The sequence below is a fragment of the Corynebacterium qintianiae genome (genome assembly GCF_011038645.2).
GTDB classification, from domain to species: domain Bacteria; phylum Actinomycetota; class Actinomycetes; order Mycobacteriales; family Mycobacteriaceae; genus Corynebacterium; species Corynebacterium qintianiae.
Genome location: NZ_CP064955.1, coordinates 131988 through 152471, shown reverse-complemented (window position 1 = coordinate 152471; position 20484 = coordinate 131988). Strand labels below are relative to the sequence as shown.

The 20484-nt window shown below is 65.3% G+C and carries 22 protein-coding genes and 1 tRNA gene; 11 read left to right on the top strand and 12 right to left on the bottom strand.

Translation table 11 applies throughout. The features are described from left to right. Window positions 1–38: 38 nt before the first annotated feature. From G7Y29_RS00790 to nth, 3 genes are read right to left on the bottom strand one after another with little or no spacing between them, the layout of a single operon-like run. Window positions 39–734, bottom strand: coding sequence for an NUDIX hydrolase (locus G7Y29_RS00790; protein ID WP_165002880.1), 696 nt, complete (start codon window positions 732–734; stop codon window positions 39–41). After that, window positions 735–1304, bottom strand: a complete 570-nt coding sequence (locus G7Y29_RS00785) for a TlpA family protein disulfide reductase (protein ID WP_165002882.1) — start codon at window positions 1302–1304, stop codon at window positions 735–737. Continuing rightward, window positions 1301–2119 (bottom strand): endonuclease III, encoded by an 819-nt coding sequence (gene nth / locus G7Y29_RS00780; RefSeq protein WP_165002884.1) that lies wholly within the window; start codon window positions 2117–2119, stop codon window positions 1301–1303. Before nth ends, G7Y29_RS00785 begins: the two co-directional genes overlap by 4 nt. A 217-nt stretch (window positions 2120–2336) precedes the next feature. Here nth and glxR point away from each other — a divergent pair, with 217 nt between their 5' ends. Next, the gene (gene glxR, locus G7Y29_RS00775; RefSeq protein WP_165003282.1) at window positions 2337–3020 is read left to right on the top strand and encodes a CRP-like cAMP-activated global transcriptional regulator GlxR; all 684 of its coding nucleotides are present in this window, start codon (window positions 2337–2339) and stop codon (window positions 3018–3020) included. 7 nt (window positions 3021–3027) lie between these two features. On the opposite strand, the gene G7Y29_RS00770 is transcribed toward glxR, so the two are convergent. The 4 genes from G7Y29_RS00770 to G7Y29_RS00755 are packed head-to-tail and all read right to left on the bottom strand — an operon-like array spanning window position 3028 to window position 4864. Further along, window positions 3028–3840, bottom strand: a complete 813-nt coding sequence (locus tag G7Y29_RS00770; protein WP_165002886.1) for an MBL fold metallo-hydrolase — start codon at window positions 3838–3840, stop codon at window positions 3028–3030. Window positions 3841–3850: 10 nt separating this feature from the next. Continuing rightward, the gene (locus G7Y29_RS00765) at window positions 3851–4333 is read right to left on the bottom strand and encodes a RidA family protein (RefSeq protein WP_165002888.1); all 483 of its coding nucleotides are present in this window, start codon (window positions 4331–4333) and stop codon (window positions 3851–3853) included. 3 nt (window positions 4334–4336) lie between these two features. Then, window positions 4337–4489, bottom strand: coding sequence for a Sp36 family protein (gene sp36, locus G7Y29_RS00760; protein ID WP_165002890.1), 153 nt, complete (start codon window positions 4487–4489; stop codon window positions 4337–4339). Between the two features lie 27 nt (window positions 4490–4516). After that, the gene (locus G7Y29_RS00755; RefSeq protein ID WP_196820158.1) at window positions 4517–4864 is read right to left on the bottom strand and encodes a WhiB family transcriptional regulator; all 348 of its coding nucleotides are present in this window, start codon (window positions 4862–4864) and stop codon (window positions 4517–4519) included. Window positions 4865–5014: 150 nt separating this feature from the next. Here G7Y29_RS00755 and G7Y29_RS00750 point away from each other — a divergent pair, with 150 nt between their 5' ends. After that, on the top strand, window positions 5015–7414 hold the full coding sequence (locus tag G7Y29_RS00750) for a transglycosylase domain-containing protein (protein WP_165002892.1): 2400 nt from the start codon (window positions 5015–5017) through the stop codon (window positions 7412–7414). A gap of 16 nt (window positions 7415–7430) precedes the next feature. Here G7Y29_RS00750 and G7Y29_RS00745 read toward each other — a convergent pair whose 3' ends face one another. Next, window positions 7431–7880 carry a GatB/YqeY domain-containing protein gene (locus tag G7Y29_RS00745; protein WP_165002894.1) on the bottom strand — a complete coding sequence of 150 codons (450 nt, stop codon included), beginning with the start codon at window positions 7878–7880 and terminating at the stop codon, window positions 7431–7433. 36 nt (window positions 7881–7916) lie between these two features. On the opposite strand from G7Y29_RS00745, the gene G7Y29_RS00740 reads away from it, so the two are divergent. Then, a complete protein-coding gene (locus tag G7Y29_RS00740; protein ID WP_165002896.1) occupies window positions 7917–8822 on the top strand; it encodes a metallophosphoesterase in 906 nt (301 codons plus the stop codon). Window positions 8823–8891: 69 nt separating this feature from the next. Next, a tRNA-Pro gene (locus tag G7Y29_RS00735) sits at window positions 8892–8968 on the top strand. Between the two features lie 182 nt (window positions 8969–9150). Here G7Y29_RS00735 and G7Y29_RS00730 read toward each other — a convergent pair. Together G7Y29_RS00730 and G7Y29_RS00725 are read right to left on the bottom strand one after the other, a co-directional pair. Then, a complete protein-coding gene (locus G7Y29_RS00730; RefSeq protein ID WP_165002898.1) occupies window positions 9151–10077 on the bottom strand; it encodes a bile acid:sodium symporter family protein in 927 nt (308 codons plus the stop codon). A gap of 73 nt (window positions 10078–10150) precedes the next feature. Then, the gene (locus tag G7Y29_RS00725) at window positions 10151–11536 is read right to left on the bottom strand and encodes a hypothetical protein (protein WP_165002901.1); all 1386 of its coding nucleotides are present in this window, start codon (window positions 11534–11536) and stop codon (window positions 10151–10153) included. A 171-nt stretch (window positions 11537–11707) separates the two neighbouring features. Here G7Y29_RS00725 and G7Y29_RS00720 point away from each other — a divergent pair, with 171 nt between their 5' ends. From G7Y29_RS00720 to G7Y29_RS00695, 6 genes are read left to right on the top strand one after another with little or no spacing between them, the layout of a single operon-like run. Continuing rightward, window positions 11708–14605 carry a DUF4040 family protein gene (locus G7Y29_RS00720; RefSeq protein WP_165003285.1) on the top strand — a complete coding sequence of 966 codons (2898 nt, stop codon included), beginning with the start codon at window positions 11708–11710 and terminating at the stop codon, window positions 14603–14605. 6 nt (window positions 14606–14611) lie between these two features. Then, window positions 14612–15037 (top strand): cation:proton antiporter subunit C, encoded by a 426-nt coding sequence (locus G7Y29_RS00715; protein WP_165002903.1) that lies wholly within the window; start codon window positions 14612–14614, stop codon window positions 15035–15037. Next, window positions 15037–16569 carry a monovalent cation/H+ antiporter subunit D family protein gene (locus G7Y29_RS00710; protein WP_165002905.1) on the top strand — a complete coding sequence of 511 codons (1533 nt, stop codon included), beginning with the start codon at window positions 15037–15039 and terminating at the stop codon, window positions 16567–16569. Before G7Y29_RS00715 ends, G7Y29_RS00710 begins: the two co-directional genes overlap by 1 nt. Then, window positions 16569–17012: a monovalent cation/H+ antiporter subunit E gene (locus tag G7Y29_RS00705; RefSeq protein WP_165002907.1), complete on the top strand. Its 444-nt coding sequence runs from the start codon at window positions 16569–16571 to the stop codon at window positions 17010–17012. The genes G7Y29_RS00710 and G7Y29_RS00705 overlap by 1 nt, the downstream gene beginning before the upstream one ends. A 5-nt stretch (window positions 17013–17017) precedes the next feature. Then, a complete protein-coding gene (locus G7Y29_RS00700) occupies window positions 17018–17284 on the top strand; it encodes a cation:proton antiporter (RefSeq protein ID WP_165002908.1) in 267 nt (88 codons plus the stop codon). Further along, on the top strand, window positions 17284–17610 hold the full coding sequence (locus tag G7Y29_RS00695; RefSeq protein WP_165002910.1) for a Na+/H+ antiporter subunit G: 327 nt from the start codon (window positions 17284–17286) through the stop codon (window positions 17608–17610). The genes G7Y29_RS00700 and G7Y29_RS00695 overlap by 1 nt, the downstream gene beginning before the upstream one ends. A 67-nt stretch (window positions 17611–17677) precedes the next feature. On the opposite strand, the gene G7Y29_RS00690 is transcribed toward G7Y29_RS00695, so the two are convergent. Further along, window positions 17678–19273: a catalase gene (locus G7Y29_RS00690; RefSeq protein ID WP_165002912.1), complete on the bottom strand. Its 1596-nt coding sequence runs from the start codon at window positions 19271–19273 to the stop codon at window positions 17678–17680. 163 nt (window positions 19274–19436) lie between these two features. On the opposite strand from G7Y29_RS00690, the gene G7Y29_RS00685 reads away from it, so the two are divergent. Continuing rightward, window positions 19437–19985: an RNA polymerase sigma factor gene (locus tag G7Y29_RS00685; RefSeq protein ID WP_165002914.1), complete on the top strand. Its 549-nt coding sequence runs from the start codon at window positions 19437–19439 to the stop codon at window positions 19983–19985. Here G7Y29_RS00685 and G7Y29_RS00680 read toward each other — a convergent pair. Then, complete coding sequence (locus G7Y29_RS00680; RefSeq protein ID WP_165002916.1) at window positions 19982–20470, bottom strand: hypothetical protein; 489 nt, start codon at window positions 20468–20470, stop codon at window positions 19982–19984. The genes G7Y29_RS00685 and G7Y29_RS00680 overlap by 4 nt on opposite strands. Window positions 20471–20484 lie beyond the last annotated feature (14 nt).

Below are 20484 nucleotides of genomic sequence, written 5' to 3'. Positions count from 1 at the left end.
TGCACGGTCAATTCCGGCTTATGTTACTCCCGGCGGCGTCAAAAGTGGTGCTCACCGTTACGCGAAGTCTTCAGCGCGCGGCGGAGGGGCACAACTTCGGAGTCGTATGGCTGATTCCAACCGGCGGCGTCGAAGAGGACGTCGAGTAGCACGCCCGTGAACCCCCAGATGAGGTACTCGTTGATCCGGAATGCCGGGCCGGTGAAGCCGTAAACACCGACGCTGAGGCGGTTATCCGGGTTGATCAGGTGCGATACGGGAGCGAAGAAGACGTCGTCGGTCTCGAAGGGGCTGGCGGCGTGCGGGCTACCGGGATCCTCCGAGTAACCGAGGACGGGGCGCACGGTGCGGCGGCTTCCTCCCGTGGTCAGTGACGCCAGCACCGCCAGCGGCGTGACACGTTCTCGCTCGAGTCCCGTCTCCTCCCACGCCTCGCGCAGCGCGGCGTCCACCGGGCCGCGGTCAGTGGCATCAATGCGGCCCCCGGGGAAGGCCATCTGCCCGGAGTGGCTGCGCATCGTGGGCGTGCGGTGGGTGATCAGGATCTCGGCGTCCGCGGCGTTCGCACCGGTCAGAAGCATGAGGACGGCCGCCTCGTCGGGGGAGCCTTTCTCCGGCGCGCGTTTTGCCAGAATCCTGCGCGCGCGCTCGGAACGGTGCGCGCTTCTCATTCCGGCGACCATTCCCTCCATCCAGACCGGGGCGAGCTCTGGCCGCAGTGCAACATCCGCCATCTACAGCACTCCTCTCACCGCGGCGTCGAGCTCCGCCGCCGAGTGAAACACCGTCGGGAAGAGGCCGATCCGATCCCCGCCGCGGAACACCAGGGTGAGGGGAATGACGCCGGGCAGGCCCAGCGTGCCGGCGAAGGTGTTGTCGTGGTCCTGGTAGCTGGGCAACCCGACGCCCAGCTCGTTGAGAAGCGCTGCACCCTGTGCGGCAGAGGCGTCCGCGTGAACTCCAACGACGCTGATGTCCGGGTTCTCGGCCGCGAACTGTTCGATGACGGGCAGCTCGTCGCGGCAGGGTTCGCACCACCACGCCCAGACGTTGACCACGGTGATTCCACTCGCGGGCTGCGTGTATCCGCCGCCGAGGCAGTCGAGCTCTACCCCGCCGACGCTCGTCCCGGGGCAGTCGGGGCGGGAGGGAATGCTTGGAGCCGCGCTTGTCGACGCCCCTCCCGACGCATCCGGCCCCTCTCCCGCACCACCCGCAGGGCGCAGCAGGAACAGGGCACCGGCGAGAACGACGACTGTCCCCACCACGGCGGCGATCACCCCGAGAACTACGGGCCTGTTCACTGCTTCTTCTCCGTTTCCGCAAAGGCGAGGATGTGTTCGCGCTCGGGGCCGGTGACGCGCGCGGCTGCCTCCACCGGGTCGGTCGGGCCCGCGCCGAAGCTGGGGCAGTCGAACGCGAGCGGGCACGCGCCACAGGCCGGCGTGCGGGCGTGGCAGATACGGCGGCCATGGAAGATGATCCGGTGGGAGAACATCGTCCACTCCTTCTTTTCCACCAGGGCGCCGATGGCGTGCTCGATAGCCACCGGGTCCCTCTCCTCGGTGAGCATGAGCCGGTGCACCAGCCGCTGGAAGTGGGTGTCCACCGTCAGACCCGGCTTGCCGAAGGCATTGCCGCGCACAACGTGAGCCGTCTTGCGGCCTACACCGGGCAGGGTGACCAGGTCCTCCAACGCCGTCGGGACCGCGCCGCCGTAATCCGCGACCAGTTTCTGTCCCAGCCCGATGAGGTTGGCGGCCTTCGCTCGGTAGAACCCCGTCGGTCGGATGATTTCCTCGATGTCGGTCTGCGAGGCCGAGGAGTACGCGGCGGGCGTCGAATAGCGGGCGAAGAGCTCCGGGGTGACCTGGTTGACCCTGACATCAGTGGTCTGGGCGCTAAGCACGGTGGCAACGAGCAGCTCGAGGGGGTTGGTGAAATCGAGTTCGGCGTGGGCGTCGGGAAACACCGCAGCCAGCGTGCGGTTGATGCGGCGGGCCCGCTTCTTCCGGCCGATCTCCGTCTCCCGGCCCTTGGCGGCGGGGTGTGAACCCGGGCGGCGACGGCGCTGTGGAGTCCGGGAGATAGACGAAGCGGAGGCCGTGGGGTCAGTCATACGGGCAACTATAATGACGTGCCGGGTACTATCGCGCCCATGACGGTCGTGCTCGTAGCTTTCGTACCCGCGGTCCTCGGTTCTTTCGCTGTGGGCATGGAGCGGTTGGAATCCGCTATCTTCTCGGAGTGACCACATTTGCGCCCTTTTGTGACGCATCTCCCACGCTAGTGGTACTGTTGCTGCTGTAAAAGTGGGGTTCACCGGAGGAGGAATGATGGAAGGCGAACACGACATACTCGCCCGCGCTGGGATTTTCCAGGGCGTCGAGGCGGACGCTGTGACGGCCCTCATCGGCGAGATGGAGGACGTCCATTTCCCGCGCGGCACCACGATTTTCGACGAGGGTGAACCCGGTGACCGCCTCTACATCATCATCCAGGGCAAGGTGAAACTCGCCCGCCACGCACCCGACGGCCGCGAGAACCTGCTTTCCGTGATGGGCCCATCCGACATGTTCGGTGAGCTGTCCATCTTCGACCCGGGTCCGCGCACCTCCTCGGCGGTCTGCGTCACCGAGGTCACCGCCGCGACAATGAACTCGGATTCACTGCGGAAGTGGATCGAAGACTACCCCGAGATCTCCCAGCAGCTTCTGCGGGTGTTGGCGCGCCGCCTGCGCCGCACCAACGCTTCGCTCGCCGACCTTATCTTCACCGACGTTCCCGGCCGCGTGGCTAAAACCCTGCTGCAGCTGGCTAACCGTTTCGGCACTCAGGAGGGCGGTGCGCTGCGCGTCAACCACGACCTCACCCAAGAAGAGATTGCCCAGCTCGTCGGTGCATCCCGTGAGACCGTGAACAAGGCGCTCGCCACTTTCGCGCACCGCGGATGGATCCGGCTTGAGGGCAAGAGCGTCCTCATCGTTGACACTGAGCACCTCGCCCGGCGCGCGCGTTAGGAAGGGCTTAGCCCTCGTTGCGGATGTAGCGCAAAGCCACTCGCGTGGACTGCTCCGCGGCACCGCGCAGAACGGGATCGACGTCGTCGTAAATCGCGTCGACCAGCGTATTGATATCCGCGTCCTGCCCGTGCTCCTTCATCGCCCGGCGGATCTGCTCCAGACGCTGGGTGCGTCGGTCGAGATATTTGCGCGCAAACCACGCTACGTTGTCGCCCTCGGGGCCGTGGCCCGGAAGCAAGCGCACGCCGTCGCCCTTCTCCTCGAGCATGGTGAGGGTGTCCAGGTAGTCACCCAGGTCCCCGTCTGTCTCGGAGATCATGGTGGTGTGGCGACCCGCGATCGTATCTCCGGTGACAATTCCCTCGAGCTCAGTCTCCCCCGCCGCCCCCGCGTAGATGAAGAAGCTCACCGAGTCCCGGGTGTGCCCCGGCGTGGCGACGACCTTGATCTGGGGCGTTATTCCGTCAATGGAGATGACCTCCCCGTCAGTCAACGGCTCACCGCCGGCGCAGTACTGGGGGTCCATCGCGCGGATCGGGGCGCCGGTGAGCTGGCGGAAGCGCTGCGCGCCGTCGGCGTGGTCGTGATGCCGGTGGGTGAGGAGGATCAGGGCGACTTTCTCTGCCTTCGCGCTCAGCACGTTGAGGTGGCCCTCGTCCTCGGGGCCCGGGTCGATCACAATGCTGAACTCGTCCTCAGGGCCGCTAATGACCCACGAGTTGGTTCCTTCCAGCGCCGCGTAGCTCGGGTTCGGGCAGAGCACGACGGAAGCGGAGGCGGTGACGGGACGCAGTTGGCTGTAGGCGGGATGCTGCATAAGTGCCAGCCTACAGCTGTGAGACAGCCGCGTCGCGCAACTCGACCACCAGCTCGACCTCCACAGGGGAATCGAGCGGAAGAACTGCCACGCCGACAGCCGAGCGGGCGTGGGCGCCTGACTCGCCGAAAATGGCCCCGATGAGTTCACTTGCGCCGTTGATTACCCTCGGCTGTCCAGTGAAATCGGGCGCGGAGGCGACGAAACCGACAACCTTGAGCACGCGAGAGACGTTATCAATACCTGCGATGCTGTCGATTGCCGCGAGGCCGTTCAGGCACGCCTGCACCGCGAGACCGAACGCGTCCTCCTCGGACACTTCGGCTCCGACTTTTCCGGCCGCCGGCAGAGAGCCGTCGACAAGCGGGAGTTGTCCGGAGGTCCACACCTGGTCACCGACGCGCGTGGCGGGAACGTACGCGGCGAGGGGAGCGACTACCTCGGGCAGTTCGAGGCCGAGCGCTGCGAGCCTTTCACTCCACTTCTCGGCCATCTCCTACGCCTCGCGCTTCATGTAGGCGACGAGGTTTTCGGGTGTGGGGCCCGGTGTCACGGTGACGAGCTCCCAGCCGTCCTCACCCCAGGTGTCCAGGATCTGCTTGGTGGCGTGAGTTAGAAGCGGCACGGTGGCATATTCCCATTTGGTCATGGGTTCACCCTACCTGTTCCCTGTCGGTTACAGGCCCGCGACCTCGGCGCCGGAGGCGAGGTGCTCGGCCCAATCGGTGACGTGCGGGTTCTGGCGCAGAACGGCGCGTCGCTGGCGCTCCGTCAGCCCGCCCCACACGCCGAACTCGATGCGGTTGTCCAGCGCGTCGGCGCGGCATTCCATCTGTACGGGGCAGCGGCGGCAGATCGCGGCCGCCTTACGCTGCTCCGCGCCTCGAACGAACAACGCGTCCGGGTCGCCGGAACGGCACGTCGCCAGGGTGACCCACTCACCGCGGTCGAAGACGAGCTGGCCCGCGGCATCACACTTGCGGGACGTTTCAGTGGTTCGAGCGCGACTGAGCGTTGTCGTCATAGCGTCTCCTTCGAGGCAAAGTTATTTTTCATAACCGAACTAATTAGTGGCTGTAAGTGTATTCACAGCGGTTGGGAATTGTCGAATGAGTCACACATTTTGGGGGATTGACGGTTCCCCCGCGTCCGAGGCGTGGTTTAGGGTAAGGGGGTGTCAGCACTCACCTCGCTCGGAAAACTCCTCGTCGCGATCCTCGCGGCGGGCCTCGCCATCGCGCTGTGCCTCGCCCCCGTTGCCGGGCTTGGAGGTGTCGCAGTGGCACGCACTGCCGAGACGATGGAGACGAACCTTTCGGACCTTGCCGACGGGCACGTCCCCGGTGTCACCACGATCACCGACGTCAACGGCACGCCCATGGCCTGGGTTTTCAACCAACGCCGTTACGAGGTTCCGAGCGAAGGCATCTCCCCCTACGCCAAGGACGCGCTCGTTTCCACCGAAGACCGCCGCTTCTATGAGCACGACGGCGTCGACATGCAAGGCTTCGCCCGCGCGATGGTGACCAACCTGCTCGCCGGCGGCGTCGAGCAGGGCGCGTCGACCATCAACCAGCAGTACGTGAAGAACTACCTCTGGCTTGTCGACGCCGAGTCGAACGAGGACGCCATCGCCGCCACCGAGCAGTCCATCCCGCGCAAGCTCCGCGAAATGCGCATGGCCTCCGACTTGGACAAGACCCTAGACAAGGACACGATCCTCACCCGATACCTTAACCTCGTGTCCTTCGGCAACCACTCCTACGGCATCGAGGCCGCAGCCCGGACCTACTTCGACATCCCCGCCCGCGACCTCGGCCCGAAGCAGGCGGCGCTGCTCATCGGCCTCCTCCAGTCCGTCGAGTACCTCAACCCGTACACCAACCCCGAGGGTGCGACCGAGCGCCGCAACACGGTGCTGCAGAACATGGCCGCCTACGGCTCCATCAGCCAGGAGGAAGCCGACGCGCTGGCCGCGGAGCCCCTGGACACACTCCCGCAGCCGAATTTGCTTCCCGACGGCTGCGTGGCCGCCGGCGACAGCGGGTTCATGTGCGACTACGCCCTGAGCTACCTCGCGAGTAAGGGTCTTCCTCAAGACGAGCTGGAAAAGGGGGCGTACACCATCACCACCACGCTCGACCCAGTTGTTCAGGCCAGCGCGGTCAAGGCCATCCGCAACAACGTCTCACCCGACGCGGCCGGCGTCGCAGGAGTGCTCAACGTCGTGCGCCCCGGCGAGGACTCGCACGACATTGCCGGGATGGCGTCGTCACGCTATTACGGCCTCGACCTGGCGCAGAACCAGACCATCATGCCGCAACCCACCTCACTCGTGGGAAACGGCGCCGGCTCCGTGTTCAAGATTTTCGCCGCCGGAGCGGCGCTCGAACAGGGCATGGGCCTGGAGACGAAGTTACCCACCCCGGAGCGATCCGTGGTCTACGGCATGGGCGCGGGCGGTGCCGCCAACTGCCCTCCGGGCGCCTACTGCGTGGAAAACGCGGGCGATTACGCCCCCGAGCTGACGCTTCGCGACGCCCTCGCGCAGTCCCCCAACACCACCTTCATTGAACTGGTGCAGAAGGTCGGCGTCGAGCCGACCGTTGACATGGCGGTTCGTCTCGGTCTGCGTTCCTATATCGCCGACGGCACCTACGACGGAGAACGCTCCGTCGAGCAGGCCGTGGTAGACGGCAACATGGGCTCCTTCGTCCTCGGCCCCGTGGCCGTCAACGCGCTGGAGCTGTCCAACGTCGGCGCGACCCTGGCCTCGGGAGGCCGCTGGTGCGAGCCGAACCCCATCGCGCGGGTGACCGACAAACACGGCCAGGAAGTGTTCATCGAGCGGCCCCCGTGCGAGCAGGTGGTGGACAAGGACATCGCCGGCGCCCTCTCCCAGGGCATGTCGGAGGACGTCAAGACCGGCACCGCGCGCCGCGCCGCCTCCGCCAACGGGTGGAACGCCCCCCTCGCGGCCAAGACCGGCACCACCGAATCCCACCAGTCCTCGGCGTTCTTCGCGTTCAACCGCGCACTCGCGGGCGCCCCCTACATTTTCAACGACGGCACCCAGACCACTCCGCTATGCACCAGCCCGGTCCGGCAGTGCGCGGAAGGCACCCTGTTCGGCGGCAACGAAGCCGCGGACGCCTGGTTCCAGATGGCCAACGGCGTGCCCGGCGCGCGCGACGCGGGACTGCCCGAGTCGAGTTCTCTGTATGAGCGCGGCACGCGCCAGGCGGCCCTGGATACCGTCGTTGGCCTAGAGACTGAGGCCGCCCGCAAGCAGCTTGAGGAACAGGGCCTGCGCGTTGTCCTGCAGACGGTGTTCGGCGACGGCAGGCCGCGCGGCACGGTCGTGTCCGCCGAACCGGTGGACCCGAACCTGGCACCCGGCTCGCTTATCAAGCTCAGCATCTCCGACGGCGCACCCCCGCGCGAGACCCAGCGGCGTGAGCCGCCCACTGCCCCGCGCGCTCCGTCAGGCCAGTCGGGACCGCCGCCGGAGCTCGAGGAACTGCAGCGCCAAATCGACGACGCGCGCAGCCAGCTCAACGAGATCTTCGGCTAACCCCCGGCTAGCCCAGTTAACCCAGGCGAGCCTTCACGGCAGCGGACAGGCGCTTGCCGTCGGCGCGGCCGGCGGCTTTCTCCGTGGCCGCCTTCATTACCGCACCCATCTGCGCCATTGAATCGGCGCCCGTCTCGGCGATGGCCGCTTCGACCAGGGCGTCGAGTTCAGCGTCGTCAAGCTGCTGCGGCTGGTAGCCCTCGAGCACCTCTGCCTCGGCAAGCTCGTTGTCGGCGAGGTCCGCGCGGTCGTTCTCGCGGTAGATCTCCGCGGACTCACGGCGCTTCTTGATCTCCCGCGCGATGATCTTCAAGATCTCGTCGTCGCCCACCTCGTGCTTCGTGCCCTCGGTCTCCGCCGCCTGGATCGCGGCTAACAGCATGCGGATCGTACCCGTGCGCTGCTTCTCCTTGGCCTTCATGGCCTCTTTCAGGTCAGCGCGGATTTTGTCTTTCAGCTCACTCATGAAACCGAGGTTACGCGACCTGTAACGTTGGGTGGGATGAAGCTTCGACACTTTCTTACGGCATCAGCGGCGGCCACGCTGGCAGCGGGCTTAGCGACGCTCTCGTGGGGCGCAACCGAGTTGAACAAGTTCCGGCTCAAGACCTACCGCCTCCCCCTGCTTGCGCCCGGCACGCTACGCGGCGCGGATTCCTTCAAAATCCTTCACGTGTCCGACCTGCACATGATTCCGGGACAGGACGACAAGATCGCGTGGGTCCGCGAGCTCGACGTGCTGGAGCCGGACCTGGTAGTCAACACCGGTGACAACCTCTCCGACATCCGCGGCGTGCCCTACGCGCTGGAGGCCCTTGGCCCGCTGCTGGACCGCCCCGGGGTGTTCGTCTTCGGCACCAACGACTACTGGGCGCCGCGGCCGGTCAACCCACTGAAATACGTCCTCGGCTTTAAGCGCGAACCCTCCTACGTGAACCTGCCGTGGCAAGGCATGCGCGCCGCGTTCATCGAGCGCGGCTGGCGCGACGCGACCCATCAGCGTTTGGAGTTCAAGACCTCCGGGGTCCGCCTCGCACTCGCGGGTGTGGATGACCCCCACCACGACCTGGACCGGTACGAGGACATCGCCGGTGCCCCAAATGCGGACTCCGACCTGTCCATCGGGCTGCTCCACGCGCCCTACCGGCGCGTTCTCTCCGCATTCGAGGGCGACGGGTACGACTTAGCCCTCGCGGGCCACACGCACGGCGGCCAGATCTGCCTGCCCGGCGAGCGCACGCTGGTCACCAACGCCGACATCGATCGCGCGCGCGCCTCAGGGATGCACCGCTACGGGTCGATGTGGATGGAAGTCTCCAACGGGCTCGGCACGTCAAAGTTTGCGCCCGTACGCATTTTCTGCCGCCCGTCGGCGGCGCTGATCCACGTCACGGAGCGCCCAGCCTAAACACGTTGAACAGCCGTTTTGGTGCGCCGTCGGGGCTGGAGTAAAGTATTCCGAGTACTTGACGTACACCGGGATATGGCGCAGCTTGGTAGCGCGCTTCGTTCGGGACGAAGAGGTCGCAGGTTCAAATCCTGTTATCCCGACCACTTAAAATCCGCACCCTTTACGGTGCGGATTTCTCGTTCTCAGCCGAATTGACTCTCCCGCCTTCTCATCAAGTCGACAGCGATCGCCAGTCCGAGTGCGCCCGCTCGTCGAACTTTCATGTGTCGAGGTCGAGTTCGCACTCAGCTCCCTCATCAAGCGCCACCCTACTGCGGTGAAGACCTCAGAGCGCTTCGAGCTGTTTTTCCGCCTTGATTTCGCGCTGAGGTCTTCCCCCGCGTGTGCCGCGCGACATCATCCTGCGCCCAGCCGCAATCACCGCGAACATGGACACGTACATCACGATCGAGTACACCGCCGAGACAACCCCGACCTCCGGGCTCTGCATGACGGTGAACGCGAGAACCATGCCCAGGGTCGTGTTGCGGATGCTGTACTCAATGGCGATCGCCAGCTGGTCCGCTCGGTCAAGGCGCCCGAGCCACCCAACGAGACCGCCCAGCACAACGAAACAGACGTTTAACAGCAATGCGATCGGAGCGATCGTGATGAGCAGGTCAGTCAGTTGCTCGCGCACGTCGATGACAATGAAGACGATGAGAAGGACCAGCACTACCACGCCGACAATGCCGACGAAACGCTCCATCCGCTCCGCCAGCACGGGCCGTGTGGCGCGCACAAACATGCCCACCGCCACCGGGACGAGCACGATGCCGAAGAGCAGCGCGAACGTCTGACCCAGCGGCATGGTGATCTCCAGCTGCTCCACACCGGGTACGACACGCGACGCGAAGCCCATCCAGAGCGGCAGCGTCACAATCGCGGCGAAGGACGCGGCGACGGTGAGGATGATGGACAGCGCCACCGACCCACGAGCCAGGTAGGTGGCCAAGTTTGAGGTGGCCCCGCCCGGTGACGCCCCCACGAGTGCGACGCCGAGCACCATAAGCGGGGGCAGATCGAACGCCCACGCCAGACCCAGCGCCACCAGCGGCGGTAGGATGAGCTGGCCGAGGAGCCCGAGAATCGTCGCCCGCGGGCGCTTCGCGTGGGCCACGAAGTCTTTACTTGTCAGGCTCAGGCCAATACCGATCATGATCACGAACAACGCGATGGGCAAACCGATTTCAATAAATGGGCTCTGCTCCACAACTCAATCTCCTTAGGTACACGAAATTATTTCTATAACGTGTATTACAGCGGGGATACCCGCCGGGCGGAAATCAGCTGCGCGGTCGGTTGAGCCCCATCAGGCCAAGAGCTGCAACTACCGCGCTCAACCCCACGCCGGTCCACATCGCGGCAACCGATCCGCCGTTGCCCGCAGCGGATAGCGCCGTCGTGAGCCAGTGCATAGGCGCCGCACCCGACGACGCCGCCACAATGTCAGATACCGCGCCGGCCGCAGCTGACTTCCACACCCAGCCGACGAGACCGATTTGCAGCACAGAAAGCGCAGCACCCGCGCCGAGACCCGCTGCGTTACCGAAGGTGGACATGAGCATCCACGTCAGCCCCGCGGAGGCGAGGGAGGCCACTGCGAGCGCGAGCGCGGAAATGAGCACTGCCGCCGGCGGCAGGGAGATGCCGAGCACCATGACGAGAACGAGGCCGGACACGGTTAAAAGGCCCGTTCCGGCGGCGACGATCCACCAGCGGTTGCGTCGCGCGTATCCCGCCGCCCCCGCCATGCCGAAGCCGCCCACCGTAATCAGGGCAGCGATAAGCATCGCTGCCAGGGGTGCGAGCGCGGATGCGGGGGCGTCCTCATCGGCTGTGCCGGACGCGGCCGCGACGGGCGCCGGCGCCGGTATCGCGCGGCGCACGGTGTCGATCGTGTCGGAGGTCTGCGTTGCCATGCCGTCGAGTTTTTCCGATCCCTCGCGCAATTGGGCGATACCGTCCTTGGCTTGGCCGGCCCCGCCGTCGAGCTCGCCGAGGCCACTGGCCAGCTCGGCGGCGCCGTTCGTCGCCGAGTACACCCCGTCGTGGTACGCGAACCCGGGCACAGACAGCTGGTTGGCAACCTCACGCGACCCGTTCTTCAGCTCGTTGAGCTGAGACACCACATCCGCGGGGAGCTCCGCAGTGCGGGCTTGCTCCCGCAGCCCCTGCAGAGCCTCGCGCGCAGCGACGACATCGGGCTCCCGGGAGTCCTTCAGCTTCTCCAGCGTCGAATCGATCGTGGAGATAACCTGGCCGCGGACCACCTCGAACCCGACCACCTGGTCGACGACGCCGCCGACGGCGTCCGCCACCTGCGTCGCCCCCGAAGCGAGCTGCCCGGTTCCCGCCTGCAGCTGCACCATCCCAGTGGAGAGTTCCTGGGCACCTGAGTTCGCGGCAGAGATGCCGTCGATAAGCTGCGCAGAACCCTCATCGAGCTGGACCACCCCGTCCTTGAGCTGGCCCGTGCCCGTCGTCAGCAGGCTGGCCTGTGCGGCGGCCTCACCTGCGGCGCGGCGGGCGTCGACAAGCCCGTCCGGTCCCGGGGTCACCGTCGGCGCGCCCGTCGCGCTTTCCCCAGAGGACCACGTGCTCGCCGGGGCCATCGGCAGAAAAACCCCGGCGATGAGGACGAGCAGGGCAACGAGAAGACGCCATTTCATGGAAGGCAAATATAGCCCCGCTTCCAGCAAAAACGCGTGAGGCACACCGCACCCGCGGCGAGCTGGCGTTACGGTTGTTAGTGACGCGACTGACTTAGTTGCTACCCTTTACCTAACCTTGATGCCCTCTGAACGCGCGGCATTGTGCCGCCACATGCTGGAGAAACTTTGATTACGTTACCTCTCGTGCTCGCAGTGGTCGGCGCGGCCGTGATCCTGTCGCCGGTGCTGGTGCGGGTCATGGACCGAAGGGCAGGGTGGCCCCTTGCGCTGCTGCTCTTCGCCGGAGCTGTCCTCCTCGGGCGCGAATACCCCAAAGTCGCGGACGGGGGCGCCGTTACTTGGCAGGTAACCTGGGCCCGCGACTTTTTCGGCACCCAAGTAGATCTGGCTCTCCGCGCCGACGGGCTCGGCATGTTCTTCGCTCTGCTCGCTTTGGTTATCGGCGGTGTGGTGCTCGTCTACTCGGCGGCGTACCTGCCCGAGCGGCAAGGCAACACGAGTTTCTACACCATTATGACCGCGTTCACGCTGTCCGTCCTCCTCCTCGTTCTGGCGGACGACACGGTCCTTCTGTTCGTCGGCTGGGAGCTCGTCTCCATTGCGTCATTCCTGCTCATCGCCCGTTCAGGCTCAGGAGGAGAGGCCGGTGCGTACCGGACCCTGGCGCTGACTTTCTTCGGTGGCCTGACGCTGCTGACGGCTCTCGCCGTGGCATCCACGGCCGCTGGTACGACGCGCCTCAGCGAGGTGCTCACCTCCGATGTGTGGGCCGCCCAACCTGCGTTGACCACGACGGTCGCCGTGCTCGTTGCCGTCTCCGGGTTCACCAAGGCAGCGCAGTTCCCCTTCCACTTCTGGCTGCCCGAAGCAATGGCGGCCGCGACCCCTGTCTCCGCTTTCCTCCACGCGGCGGCGGTGGTCAAAGCGGGCATCTACCTCCTGCTGCGCTTCTCGACGGTCTTTCACGACGTCGCGGTCTGGAACTGGCTGCTCATCGTCGTCGGCTTGTTCACCGCTGTCATGTCCGCGATCTTCGCCATCACGAAGACAGACTTGAAACACCTCACCGCGTACTCCACGGTGTCGCACCTCGGCTGGATCGTGGCCGCGATCGGTGTCGGCACCGACTTCGCTCTTGCCGCGGCGCTCGTGCACACCCTCGCCCACGCCCTGTTCAAGTCGAGTCTGTTCATGCTCATCGGCGTGGTCGACCACCAAGCCGGGTCGCGCGACATTCGCCGGCTGGGCAAACTGTACGACAAGATGCCGTGGACGTTCGGCTCTGTCGTCGTTGCGGCGGCGTCGATGGCCGCCGTACCGCCGCTGTTCGGCTTCGTGTCCAAGGAGTCCATCCTCGCCGCCTTCGAAGGCACGCCCACTGGCCCGATTCTGCTGACGGTCGCCGGGTTCGCGGCTTTTTTGACCTTCATTTATTCCGCCAAGATCGTGTTCGGTGCCTTCATCGACGGCCCCAAAGACATGACGGGCGTCCGGGAAGCGCCTGCCTCACTGTGGCTACCTGCCGCTCTTCCCGGCTTAATGTCCCTGGTCCTGCCCTTCTTCCTGGGGTCGGTGGATGCGCCTATCGACGCTGGCGTGCGCGCCATCACCGGCCAAGAAGGCTACGAATCCCACCTTTCCCTCTGGCACGGCATAAACGCACCGTTCATCGTCTCCATCGCGGTCCTTTCCGCGGGCGTCGCTTTCCTCTTCGGCCGGAAGAAGGTGTACGCAGTGCTAAACAACCGCCAGTTACTGCCAACCAGCGGAAACGCCATCTTGGAGGCCCTCAGCTCGGGCGCGGCAAAGCTGGGCCGCGCACTGGGTGCCATGGCGGACGGGCTCAACCCTTCGCGCCATCTAGTTTGGCTCGTCGCCTTCACCGTCGTGCTCGGCGTGAGCGTGTTGCTGTCCGACGGCATCGACGGCGTCGACCCAGCACCGCGTGTCGACGGGTTGACCAACCTGTGGGACCTCATCCCGTTCGCCATCATCGCGATGTCGGTCCTCGCCCTGGTGCTGACCCGCAGCCGCCTCGCCGCCGCAGTGCTCCTCGGCACCGTGGGTGTGGGAATGTCGCTGCAGATGATGCTGCTCGGCGCCCCCGACGTCGCGCTGACGCAGTTCCTCGTCGAATCGCTCACCGTGGTTGTCATCATGCTTGTCCTGCGCTATCAGCCCCGCGCCTTCCCGAAGACACCCGCACCGCGGCAGTGGGCGGCGGCCGGCCTCGCGCTGCTGGCGGGCATCGTGGCCTTCGCCGGCGTCTATGGGCTGACCGGACGCCGCGGCCGCTCCGAACTGGCGCAGTGGTACCTCACCGAGGGCGGGTTGGCTACTAAGGCTGACAACATTGTCGCTGTGATCATCGTGGAGTTCCGCGGCTTCGACACATTAGGCGAGCTCTCGGTGCTGGGCATGGCGGCCGTGGTCATCCTCGCGGTGACGCAGTCGATGCCGAGGCACATGTTCGAGGCGGGCACCCGCCCGCGGCCCTTCGGCCAGTCCCAGCTCAACTCACTTCCTGTCCGCAAGGTGAGCGCTTTGGTCGCACCCATCCTGCTCGTGCTCTCCGTCCTGATCTTCTTCCGCGGGCACACCGCACCGGGCGGCGGTTTCGTTGCGGCACTGGTCATGGCCACCGCGTTCGCGCTCAACTACCTCTCCCGCGGCGCAGACTCCTACGTGGTCAAACAGCTGTCCCCGTCCCGCCTCGCCGGGTGGGGGATCATCATCGCCATCGCGTCCGGGTTCCTCGGATTCATCGAGGGCGGATTCATGTACGCCATCCACGGTGAGATCGCGGGCCAGCATTTCACCACGTCGCTGATCTTCGACTTCGGCATCTATCTCGCCGTTCTCGGCATGATCACCCAGGCTATCAACCAGCTGGGAGGTTACCTCCGCCCGGGAACCGAGCTGGAAAACCTGACCTACCGCCGCGGGCCCGATAACCCGCTGCCGGAGGTCCCGGAACCGGAGGCGCCTGACGACGTAGACCCGGACCACCCCGAACCCATCAACCCCGCGGCCGCCCCCCGGCCGGTCGGATCGAAGGAGGTGTAAAAGCTCATGATCATGGCGTTGACAATCTCCGTTCTCGTGGCCGGCTCGGTGTTCCTCATCATGCAGCGCGGCATGGTCCGAATCGTCTTCGGCATGTCGCTTTTCGGACATGCGACGAACTTGACGCTCCTCGCCGCGGGCGTCGGCTCGTGGCGAGGCGAGGCGTTCCCCTCCCGCACGCCGCTCGAGGACATGGCCGACCCGCTCCCCCAGGCGTTCGTCCTGACCGCCATCGTCATCGCGATGGCGACCACGACAATCCTGTTGATGCTGTCGTCGCTGGGTAAAGACGACGACACTTTCGACCGCCCCGTGGACACGTCTCCAGGTTATGACCCGGACCGCCTCAGCCCGTCCGCCTTGTCGACGGCTGGGCGCAGCGCCCAGCTCAACCCCAAGAAGATCGGCGCGCACCAGGAGGTGGAGGGCTAATGGCCGTGGATGCTATTCTTCCCGTCTTCGTCGCGCTGCCACTGATTGTTTCGGCTGTCACGGCGCTCAACCCGTGGAAGCCGCTTAACGACGTCCTCGCGGTCCTGATCCCCGCGGTCAACCTCGCCGGCGGCATCTGGCTGTACAACTACACCTCTGAGCACGGCACCATCGCCCACGTCATCGGCCTCTACCAGGGTGGAGTGGGCATCTCATTCGCCGGCGACGAGTTTTCTGCAGTAATGCTCGTGGCCACCATGATGGTTGCGCTCACCGCGAACTGGTTCGCCATCGCCGCGGGTGAGACAGCTGCGCGCTTCTACACTCCGCTGACGCTGGTGCTGGTCACCGGCGTCTCCGGTGCTGTGCTGACCGCGGACCTGTTCAACTTCTTTGTCATGATCGAGGTCATGCTCCTACCGTCCTACGGTCTCATCGCGATGACGGGTTCGCGCTACCGCCTCGTCTCCGCGCGCATGTTCGTCATTGTGAACCTTGCGGCGTCGACGCTGCTGGTGATGGGTGTCGGCTACCTCTACGCAGTGACCGGGGCCGTCAACATTGCGGCGCTTGAAGGCATCGCCGCGGGCAACGGCCCCGCCACCGTGGCCGCCGGAATCGTGGTGATCGCCATCGCAACCAAGGCCGGTGTCTTCCCCGTCCACACGTGGCTGCCGAGGTCGTACCCGTCGACATCCGCGGCGGTGATGGGCCTGTTCTCGGGCCTGCACACCAAAGTTGCCGTGTACATGCTGTTCCGCCTCTGGGTCGTGCTCTTCGACATGGACCCGCGCTGGAACACCCTCATCATCGTGGTCATGGTCATCTCCATGCTGGTGGGGGGCTTCGCGGGACTGGCTGAGACTACAATCCGCCGCGTAATGGCCTACCAGATGGTCAACGGCATGCCGTTCATCCTGGTGATGCTGGCGTTCACGAACGACGAGCCACGGTACGCCCTCGCTGCCGGGTTGATGTACACATTGCACCACATGGTGACGGTAGGTGCGCTCGTGCTCAACTCCGGCGCCATCGAGGAGACGTACGGCACGGGCACGATTTCCAAGCTCTCGGGCTTGGCGCGGCGTGACCCGATAACCTCGGCCATCTTCGCCGCCGGCGCTTTCTCCATCGTGGGCCTGCCGCCGTTCTCGGGCACCTTCGGCAAAATCGCCGTTGTTCTCGCCGCCGCCGCAGCGGGAGACTGGCGCTCCTGGCTCGTCATCGCCGTCATTGTCCTCGCATCCTGCGGCGCCCTCCTCTCGATGATGCGAGTGTGGAAGCAAGTGTTCTGGGGACGCCCGATGCAGCACTATCCCGAGGCCCTCAATGTCAGGCCCCGCCTCATCGCCCCGTCCGGCGCCTTGATGGCCGTGTCCGTAGCCATGTTCTTCGGCGCCGGTTTCATCTGGGCAATCTCTCTCGAGGCCGCCGACAGTCTGCTCGACGTCGCCTCCTATACGTCGACAGTGCTTGGTGACGACCCCGTCGGTGTCCCCGACGCAGCCGAACTTCAGGGAGGTCAGAACTAATGTCGCTGCATGGAATCGGCCATACGCTCGGTTACGCCGCCTGGCTGGTGAAGGAGATCTTCGCCGCCGGGTTCGCGGCGGTGGCGGCAGCATTCAAACCACAGGCGGGCATCAGACCCGTCATCATCTACTATCCGCTGCGCATTACGACGGATTGGGAGCTGTTCTGGTTCTCCACGTCGATCACCGCGACCCCGGGGACCCTCTCGCTGGGTTTCCGCCACAATCCGGATCTCCCCGGCCAGAAGGTCCTCATCGTCCAAGCCGTCTTCGGTGCCGACCCGGTCGGTCTGGTCGAGGGGCTCATGGACATGGAGGAGCGGTTGAAACCCTCCGTGGCCGACATCCAGCTCGATCCCGCATCCGTCGAGTGGCAGCCGTATCGAGATCTCGGGCCCGATCAACCCCCGCGGGATCTGCCTCCCGCTGAAAGGCTGGATTGACAACCATGTTTGAGACAATCCTGACCACGTGCATCATCGTCATGGCGCTGTGCCTTCTCATCGGACTCGGAGCGCTGATCCTGACAAAAGACGAGTTGTCCCGCGCCGTGATGGCAGACCTCGTCTTCTACGCCATGGTCGCCATCTTCCTGGTCTGGACGCTGCTGAACGACACGATGATCGGCTACGAGGTCGCCATCCTCGCCGCGCTCGTGTGCGGCACCATCCCGACCGTGTCCATGGCCCGTATTATCTCGAGGGGGCGCCGCTGATGGCTATCGCAGAAATCATCGTCGCCGTGCTGGTGATCGTCGCCACGGTGTGCGTCGTCGCCACAACAGTCCTCCAGCTGCGGGCACCCGACGCTTTGACCCGCGCGAACTTGCTCGGCCCGCTCGTGTGCGTCGCTTTTCCGCTGCTCATCCTGGCCAAACTCATCCATTCCTGGGCCACCACAGGGTTCGACCTCAACGATTTTCTCCGCGCGATCGTCGCCGTGGCGGCCGTTTGGGTGGTTGCGTCCGTCGCCACTTTCGTCATCGGCCGTTCAATCTACGGAGTCACGGTCGTCGACAAGGTTCCGCCCGAGATGAAGTAACCCCCAACGGCGAAACCCGCCTCCCGTGTAATCGGGCGGCGGGTTTTACCGGTTTCGGTGGCGGAACTTAGAAGACGGAAGACTGCTCTTCCTTCTCGTCGTAACCGGCCTCCTGGCGCTTGCGTGCAACCTCGGAGCGGAGCTTCTGCTCCAGGTCCTTGTCCACGTTGCCCCAGTAAGCGAAGGTGCGCTCCTCGATGTCCTTGTTCTCGATCGGCAGCATCTTGTTGGAGACGTTGTGCACGAAGCGCTCGCGCTCACCGTCGTCGAACACCTCGGTGTAGAGGGTGCGGGCCTGGCCGAAGTCGTCGTCCTCGGCGTGCTTGACGTACGCCGCGCGGGTCAGGTCGGAGCCGTGCGGGTCCGGGTTCACGTAGAGGTCGCTGGCCTGGCCGTACGTGGTGTGGTTGGAGGAGGAGTCCTCGTTGTTGTCCAGGTAACCTGCACCCTTCTCCGTGTTGTTCGGGGTGTAGTTGTGCTCACCCTCGGCGTTGAAGAAGTACGCCATGGGCCCGCGCTCCGCGTAGATGTTGACCGCGTTGATCGGCTGGTTGACCGGCAGATCCTTGTAGTTCGGTCCGATGCGGTAGCGGTGCTGGTCGGCGTACGCCCACGCGCGGCCCTGGAGCATGCGGTCCGGGGAGAGGCCGACACCCGGGACGATGTTGCCCGGATCGAGCGCGATCTGCTCGATCTGCGCGTGGTAGTTCTTCGGGTTGCGGTTGAGCACGAAGTAACCCACGTCGACGAGCGGGTAGTCCTTCTGGGACCAGATCTTGGTCAGGTCGAACGGGTTGAAGCGGTAGTTCTCCGCGTCCTCAAACGGCATGATCTGGACCTTGACGTCCCAGACCGGGAAGTCGCCGCGGTCGATGGAGTCGAAGAGATCCTGGCGGTGGTGGTCGGCGTTCTTGCCGGCCATCTCCGTGGCCTCCTCGTCGGTGAAGGTGTCCCAGCCTTGGCGGGTCTTGAAGTGGTACTTGATCCAGACGGCGTTGCCCTCCTCGTTGACCCACTGGAAGGTGTGGGAACCGAAGCCGTCCTGGTGGCGAGAGGTCTTCGGGGTGCCACGGTCGCCCAGCAGGTAGGTGACCTGGTGCGCGGACTCCGGGGTGCGGGACCAGAAGTCCCACTGCATCTCGTCGTCGCGCAGGCCGGTGTGCGGCTGGCGCTTCTGTGAGTGGATGAAGTCGGCGAACTTCATGGGATCGCGCAGGAAGAAGGTCGGGGTGTTGTTGCCCACGATGTCGTAGTTGCCGTCTTCAGTGTAGAAGCGCAGCGCAAAACCGTGGACATCGCGCCAGGTGTCGGGGGAACCGATCTCACCGGCGACCGTGGAGAAGCGTGCGGCCATCGGGGTGACGGTACCCGGCTGGAAGAGCTTCGCCTTCGTGTACTGGGAGACGTCTTCGGTAATGTGCAGCTCACCGAACGCGCCGTGACCCTTGGCGTGCGGGATGCGCTCCGGAACGTTCTCGCGGTTGAAGTGCGCGAGCTTCTCAATGAGGTGGATGTCGTTGAGAACGTTCGGGCCCTGCGGGCCTGCGGTGATCGAGATGTTCTCGGACGCAACCGGCTGGCCGCTCGGGCGGGTGGTCTTTCCGTTGCCTGCAGGGCGCTCGCCGCGAGCGACGATGCCCTCTGCCTTGGACTGGTCTGCCATGGTAGGCCTCCTAGCAATCTTTAGATTAAAGCTATTAAAAGCGGACTTTTGATATCCGCACCCCAGTCTACGTCGCGCCCATGGCGTCGGCAACGAGTTTCAGTGTTTTGGGAGTGTTCGCACACTCGGGGACCGAAAACCGCTGCTGGTATTGTTTCCCCCTGTGAGCAGCCACGACGATTTCGTCACCGAGCTGGCCTTGCGGGCCGGCCGGGGGGATAAGGGCGCGCTTACCGAGTTCATCGAGAACACCCAGGACGATGTCTGGCGCTTCCTCGCCCACCTCGCCGGCCGCGAGCATGCGGATGACCTCGTACAGGAGACCTACTTGCGTGTGCTGGGCTCATTGCCGCGTTTCGCCGGGCGGTCGTCGGCACGCACATGGCTGCTCACCCTCGCGCGGCGAGTGTGGATCGACTCCGTGCGCCACGACATGGCGCGGCCGAGGAAGTCGGTTGCGGAGTACGACGAGGTCGCCGCGCAGGAACCGAGCCCCGACAACCCGAACACCTGGTCCGACGTGATCGACGCGCGCTCGCTTCTCGACGCCCTGCCTCCCGAGAGGCGCGAGGCCATCGTGCTGACCCAGATTCTCGGGTACACGTACGAGGAGGCCGCACGCATCGCCGGGGTGCGCATCGGCACGATCCGCTCGCGGGTGGCGCGCGCCCGGCGCGACCTCATTGAGGGCACCGGCACATCAACGGCTTAGGAGCCGAAAAAGGTCACGACCCTGCCTACGAGCTCGTTAATCCAGCTGGAGGAGCTGGACGGGGACGGCTTCGCAGCGGGCGCAGGGGCGGAATCGGCGCGCTCGACGACGACGCGCAGATCTCCGGTCTCACCATTGATACCGACCACCTTCACCGCGGCGAACTCACCTTCGGCGGCGGTGGCGGCGGCTGTGATCTTCAGTCCTGTCGAGGCAGTGAGCACGCTCCACCCAGGCGGCAGGGTCGATTCCTCACCTTCCTCGATGACGAACTTGGCCACGGCCTGGCCTTCGGGCTCTAGCGCGATGGTCTGGCCGGGCTGGATTGCAACCTCGCGACCGGTTTCTGTCTGCCGGTACTCGACGGTCGCCGTGGGGGAAGGGGTACCGGGCACGGATGCGGCGTGAGCGATCCCGGGGTGGGATAGCGCGGCGGCCGCGACGAGTGCCACGGTGCCAATTCGCATGCGTTCCGAAAAATTCATGACGCCTATTGTCA